Below are 5,333 nucleotides of genomic sequence, written 5' to 3'. Positions count from 1 at the left end.
AAAATCCCACCAATAGCACCGCCTACAATGCCACCTAGAACCTCGGACGCTTTAAACCCATCATCTTTCACGGCGAAACGTTTTGACGCGACAACCGTACCGTTTTGCACGTTGTGCGTGCTACTTTGCGCTTTTAGGTTCAACCCTGTTTGCATCTGGGAGCATCCGCTCATCATTAGAGTTGTAGCCATCGCCACAGAGAGTAAAATCGACTTTTTCATTTTGTTTCCTTATGTATTTATTTTTTTTGTTATTCGTAGTCCGAAACTGATCGGCTACTTGTGATTTCATTTCCGTATCCCAAAATTATCCGAAGTTTTCTGGTCTTAGTTTCGAAAATATCATTCCCGTAAGAATTCTTTGGGATTTCTATAGTCCAACTCCCGTGTGGAGAAGAATCATCTTTGAAAACTACGATTTTGTTGGCGGCCAGAACGCTAAGTGTCTTTTGCCCCTTGTTATTCGTCGCCGCCGGTTGTTGCGCTTCATTATATGTTTTAGCTCTAGGAGCCAATTCATAATTATTCTGATCTGCTGCCTCGGCCACCATCTTTGAGTCGTCGTTATATGTTTTAGCTCTAGGAACTAAGTCATAGTTATCATCATCCGCTGAAGTGTTATTAGTGTCAGCACTACCGCTTTTGTTTAAATCTTGTTTCTCCACTTGACCAACCGCTTGGGATTGAATATGGTTTGTTGCGAAACACCCTTTGGTAAAGGCAAAAATTATTGCGATCAAAAGCATTGTCACAAACCCTTCGGCAAACCCTATCAATGTGTATTTGATTTTTTCGTTGTTCATCTTTTTTTACCTTATATATTGTTTTGTTTGTGTGAAAACACAAAATCTGCTACGGACGAGGCATGCCATTTATAGGCAACCCCTCTTCCTCCTTCGAACGGTTTTGGCAGCTTTGTCCAATTCTCTTTTCTCACACATACTTTGATTTGAGCTTCTTTTAAACCCAAGATGTTGCACATATTTTCCCGCATGAGTATAGGGCCATACTGGCTAATCAATTGCGCGATATATTCTTCTCTATTGCTTGCTTCTTTTTTCATTTTACATACCCTCGCGCGTCAATGTCAATCTCGTCGCCCACATCTCTTTTCACAAGCACCACCTCACAAGCATTCACCCTTTCGGGATATCCTTGTATTACCATGTGCGTATTTACAACCCCACCATAGTCCAATATATCCGTGTATGTATCCAATATTTTTGTCGTTTCTCTGTATCGAGCTTTTTCAATTCTTTCTTGGCTACTGTAACCGCCAACCATCCATGTTGAGTCACACATAATTTGCGTTTTATAAAAATATTTGATATGGGTTTTAAGAAATTTTCGAAAATTTTTGTTGATGGGAGCATTCAAATCAGCCACAACCGAATCTTTCGAAAAAAAGACCACAGCCCTGTGCATTTTACCGGGTTCATCCCGCTGTTCTGTATAAATATTTTGGTACTCCGCTTGATAACCAGAAGCGTTCGCCGAAACAAAATAAAACAAAATCATTAATAGAAATCTCATCACCTTTCCTTACATAATAATTACGGCTGTAGGATCTACGAGCCGCCACGTTGCGAATGCAACAAGAATAAAAAGTGTTAAAAAATAGAAAAATTTTGCCACTTTCGACTACCTTTCAATCAGAACTACGGAACACCCGTTTTTTACATCATATTCATTTTTAATGTAAACCGTCGGCCATCGATACACGATCGCGTTTTTAGCATTGATCATCTTTTCGATTGCGTCGATGCGTTTTTCGGAAATAATAAAAGCTTTTTTGCGCGACATTTCCGTGAGTGCATCCGGTGAAGTTTGACAAAAAATCTTTACCACACTGAATTTCTGGTTTTTCGATCCGACGATAAAATCGTTAAACTTAGCATTATTTTGAAAATGCTCATCAAAGATGATTTCGTCTTTTTGAAAAGAGACCATCCCAATTTTTTTATTGTCAGACGCAACTGCCGAAACAGACAAAAGAGCCACAACAATTAGAAATAATTTCCGCATAATTAGCCCCCTTTCAGAATGTGATCACGTAGCCAATATTGGCACTATTATCCAACCCGTTGCTCGTAAACTGCGTTGTAATATCTAAACGAATTTCGTCCCCTTTCGCATTAATTCTGCGAGCCATCCCCGCGAACGCATTAACCCCGCCAGTATTCATTGCCCGACCGAGCCCTGCGCCCGCGAAGAGTCGAAGATTTTCAATTTTAATGATGTCTTTTTTGGCATCGAGGAAGAATTGTGTATCTTGACCACCTTTGTTATCTGCGTTTTGTCGCAATGCTCCGGACAACTCATACGCCCATCCCTCTCCAATATTGGCACTCACCTTCAACCCTGACAAGCTGTGCCCCCCCTCTGCTATCCCAACAAATGGGCTAACCTCATAAGAACTAATATCCGCGTTTGAAACCGCAACCATCGTTATTAGTGATAGCAATACTCTTTTGAACATTTGTTTTCTCCTTGTTCCTAATTAAAATGAAAAATTAACGCTTGAGCGTGCGGCCACATTCTGACCAACTGCTGATACACCGACATTAACAAATGTGTCGCGTGTTGCTCTGCGTGAATACGAAATACCAAGCGCAGTAGCTGATTTGTATTGTCCAACGCCAATGCTCATAGCATTTACGCGACCATTTTCGATGATTGCTGGTGAAGAAAGAGCCATAGCTAATGCTGTCCCCTCCGCAATTTCTCCGCGAAGATTTTGTTCGAGATCATTAATTTTTTGGTCTGTGTAGCCATTCGCACTTTGAAGTGTTTGGTTAAGTTGACCAACATTTACGGCATCGGTATCGAGTACCCCTGCAGCGACATTAGTAATTTGTCGTTCATTCCCAGACGAACCAACTGATACGGTATTTGATCGATTGTTCGTTGAACCATCCCCAATAGAAACCGCATAATCAGCGGTTGTCACTGTGTTCGCACCCAAGCTCGTTGCATGTTCAGCATTTGCGGTTGAGTTGGCACCAAGCGAAACGCTGTCTGTGCCTGCTGCTAATGAGTTGTATCCAACTGCAGTTGTCGGATCCGACATCGCGCGCGCGCCAGAACCGATAGCAACCGACCCAAAATAATGTGCTTCTGCCCCTGCCCCGTAGGCAACAGTATTCATTCCATCCGCAATAGCAAAAGTTCCGATAGCGATTGCACTAGATGAGTCATTAATCCCAAGACCCGTCGTTGCTCCAACACCCAAAGAAATTTGACCAAAAGGCATCGTTCCGTTAGTTGCTGATGCGAGTCCCAAATTAATATTCGTTACATTGCTGTAATCAACCCCACCGCCTCCCGACAATCCACTGACCGCTGTGTCTGTATACGCTGTTGAGGCATTATATACATTTGTCGCGCTCGTGCTTATTGCATTATAAACAGGGGTTAAGTCCGTTGATCCGCCACCACCACTCACACCGCTAACCGCTGTGTCTGTATAAGCGTTTGCCGTGGTGATTGCTGCAGCCGTCTGTGTGTTAGTGTAAGTTACTGCATTGTTGTAAATTGCGTCTGCGTAAGCTTTCGTTACGATATCCCCTGCAGCGGTCGGCGCCGCGATTTTGTATCCCGTGAGAGTTCTTCCTCCGAGATTAAAAACACTAGCTCCGATAACACCAGTGGAACTAAAAACTACATCACCGGCATTAACAGTTGACGCACCATAACCGAAAGCCATACTGTAAGATTGTTGTGCATCGGAATTAACACCGTAGGCCATACTGTAATCACCGTTCGCATGTGATCCGTGACCGAATCCCATTGAATCACCATATGCAGATGAACCGTCCCCGATAGCAATCGAATGATCGCCAAAACCAAAATCAGTTTGTGAATTGTTCCCGATTGAGATTGAACCAATCCCCCAAGAGTTTGCGTTTTTGCCTATCGAAACACTATCGGTGCCAGTTGCTTGAGCACCACCACCAACGGCTACCCCATCATTTGCCGCAGAAGAATATGCACCAATCGCTAGACTAGAAGTATAAGGCAACCCAAGAGACAAGTTGCTCCAAGCATAAGCTGCAGCACCGAGTGCAATATTCCCGTTAATACCCAAAGAAGGGCTGCTCTCTTCCGCGATTGCCCCATCGCCGATAGCAACCGCTCTCGATCCAGAAGCACCAACATCTGTATTAACTGTACCGCCTCCAGCGGTATAGTCTGCCGCATTCAAGGATTGAATGCTCATTAACAAAGACGCGACAATTATTGATCTTTGCACTTTTTTTCTCATCATTTAGTTAGCTCCTCACAAGTTAAGATATTAAAACGACAAAATATTATCCCAATGTATACTATTTGTCAATACTTTTAATTAACTTTTTGATTACTTTTGATTTTTTTGTAAAATTTCTTTGAGATTTATTCCGCATATTCACAAAAATAAAGAGCTTTTTCGGTTGGAGATAACCCCTTTTGCTTGATGATCTATTCTCGATAATGTTTGTTGTGAGAGTTCTTCCGCATATTTTGTTTATGTGCGTAAAATAGGGTGTACTTTATTTTAACACCCTGCCCTCTCGCCCTTTTGTGTAAATTATGGGTTATGTTTTTATTTTTTTTACACTTTTGTGTTATAATCTTAGAATCTATTTTTACACAAAGGGTTAATGATGAAGTATAGTGACTTGACAGACAAGCAGTGTCTCGATGTTAGTATGCGTATCAATCGACTGTCAAACGATTTCGATAAGGAATTTGGTTTCGGTTTAACTATCACCGACAAAGAGGGGGAAGGTATTCTCGGAACAGGGCTGACAGTTCGAGAAAACGGGTCGAGTCCATTCCATTTTACGCTCAATGAAACAAATGATCAAATTCAAATTGAAGCGGTTCTCTCAAGAAAATTACAGTTCGATTCAACCGATCTTCTCAGATATCAACGACGGTACAAACGACGATCAAAAAAATATGAATCTTTCTGCAGCACTTTGATCCGTCTCCGGGAGCTTAATATCAATCTCCAAAACAATCTTGATCCATACCTTGCTTGGTTTGACGAGCACGACATTACACACGATAAGATTGTCGATGAATTAAAAGAATCGCGAAGATTAACATCGATCATGTTAGATATCAGAGCATTACACGAATTCAAGGTGTCCGAATGAGTGGTCAGCGTATTGGATATATCCGCGTTTCTTCGGAAGATCAAAATCCTGACCGCCAGCTGGAGGGAATAACTCTCGATCGATCATTTATTGATAAAGCCTCTGGAAAATCAAAAAACCGCCCTGCTCTCACAGAATGTCTCAACTATATTCGTCAAGGCGATACGCTCGTTGTCCATTCAATGGATAGGCT

At 42.0% G+C, this 5,333-nt stretch carries 9 protein-coding genes; 2 read left to right on the top strand and 7 right to left on the bottom strand.

Annotated elements, in window-relative coordinates; genetic code table 11:
• From WA010_RS00890 to WA010_RS00860, 7 genes are all read right to left on the bottom strand, one after another.
• On the bottom strand, positions 1-221 hold a 221-nt coding region (locus WA010_RS00890), incomplete at its 3' end, for a hypothetical protein (RefSeq protein ID WP_422555294.1).
• A 29-nt stretch (positions 222-250) separates the two neighbouring features.
• A complete protein-coding gene (locus WA010_RS00885) occupies positions 251-802 on the bottom strand; it encodes a hypothetical protein (protein WP_422555293.1) in 552 nt (183 codons plus the stop codon).
• An 11-nt stretch (positions 803-813) separates the two neighbouring features.
• Positions 814-1,062, bottom strand: a complete 249-nt coding sequence (locus WA010_RS00880; RefSeq protein WP_422555292.1) for a hypothetical protein — start codon at positions 1,060-1,062, stop codon at positions 814-816.
• On the bottom strand, positions 1,059-1,532 hold the full coding sequence (locus WA010_RS00875) for a hypothetical protein (RefSeq protein WP_422555291.1): 474 nt from the start codon (positions 1,530-1,532) through the stop codon (positions 1,059-1,061). Before WA010_RS00875 ends, WA010_RS00880 begins: the two co-directional genes overlap by 4 nt.
• A gap of 108 nt (positions 1,533-1,640) precedes the next feature.
• Complete coding sequence (locus WA010_RS00870; RefSeq protein WP_422555290.1) at positions 1,641-2,024, bottom strand: hypothetical protein; 384 nt, start codon at positions 2,022-2,024, stop codon at positions 1,641-1,643.
• Between the two features lie 13 nt (positions 2,025-2,037).
• A complete protein-coding gene (locus WA010_RS00865; protein ID WP_422555289.1) occupies positions 2,038-2,478 on the bottom strand; it encodes a hypothetical protein in 441 nt (146 codons plus the stop codon).
• Positions 2,479-2,499: 21 nt separating this feature from the next.
• Positions 2,500-4,266, bottom strand: a complete 1,767-nt coding sequence (locus WA010_RS00860; protein WP_422555288.1) for a YadA family autotransporter adhesin — start codon at positions 4,264-4,266, stop codon at positions 2,500-2,502.
• 376 nt (positions 4,267-4,642) lie between these two features.
• Here WA010_RS00860 and WA010_RS00855 point away from each other — a divergent pair, with 376 nt between their 5' ends.
• Together WA010_RS00855 and WA010_RS00850 are read left to right on the top strand one after the other, a co-directional pair.
• The gene (locus WA010_RS00855; protein WP_422555287.1) at positions 4,643-5,140 is read left to right on the top strand and encodes a hypothetical protein; all 498 of its coding nucleotides are present in this window, start codon (positions 4,643-4,645) and stop codon (positions 5,138-5,140) included.
• A partial coding sequence (locus WA010_RS00850; RefSeq protein ID WP_422555286.1) for a recombinase family protein occupies positions 5,137-5,333 on the top strand: 197 nt, incomplete at its 3' end. The genes WA010_RS00855 and WA010_RS00850, both read left to right, overlap by 4 nt.

The organism is Sulfuricurvum sp. (assembly GCF_049305995.1).
Taxonomy (GTDB): domain Bacteria; phylum Campylobacterota; class Campylobacteria; order Campylobacterales; family Sulfurimonadaceae; genus Sulfuricurvum.
Note: the sequence above shows the minus strand (reverse complement) of the source record. Positions and strands in the feature narration are given on the sequence as shown.

What these genes read in the sequence shown, in the direction of transcription:
- WA010_RS00870 (WP_422555290.1), bottom strand. Translation starts at nt 2,024, where the DNA reads ATGCGGAAATTATTTCTAATTGTTGTGGCTCTTTTGTCTGTTTCGGCA.
- WA010_RS00875 (WP_422555291.1), bottom strand. Translation starts at nt 1,532, where the DNA reads ATGAGATTTCTATTAATGATTTTGTTTTATTTTGTTTCGGCGAACGCT.
- WA010_RS00860 (WP_422555288.1), bottom strand. Translation starts at nt 4,266, where the DNA reads ATGATGAGAAAAAAAGTGCAAAGATCAATAATTGTCGCGTCTTTGTTA.
- WA010_RS00880 (WP_422555292.1), bottom strand. Translation starts at nt 1,062, where the DNA reads ATGAAAAAAGAAGCAAGCAATAGAGAAGAATATATCGCGCAATTGATT.
- WA010_RS00865 (WP_422555289.1), bottom strand. Translation starts at nt 2,478, where the DNA reads ATGTTCAAAAGAGTATTGCTATCACTAATAACGATGGTTGCGGTTTCA.
- WA010_RS00885 (WP_422555293.1), bottom strand. Translation starts at nt 802, where the DNA reads ATGAACAACGAAAAAATCAAATACACATTGATAGGGTTTGCCGAAGGG.
- WA010_RS00855 (WP_422555287.1), top strand. Translation starts at nt 4,643, where the DNA reads ATGAAGTATAGTGACTTGACAGACAAGCAGTGTCTCGATGTTAGTATG.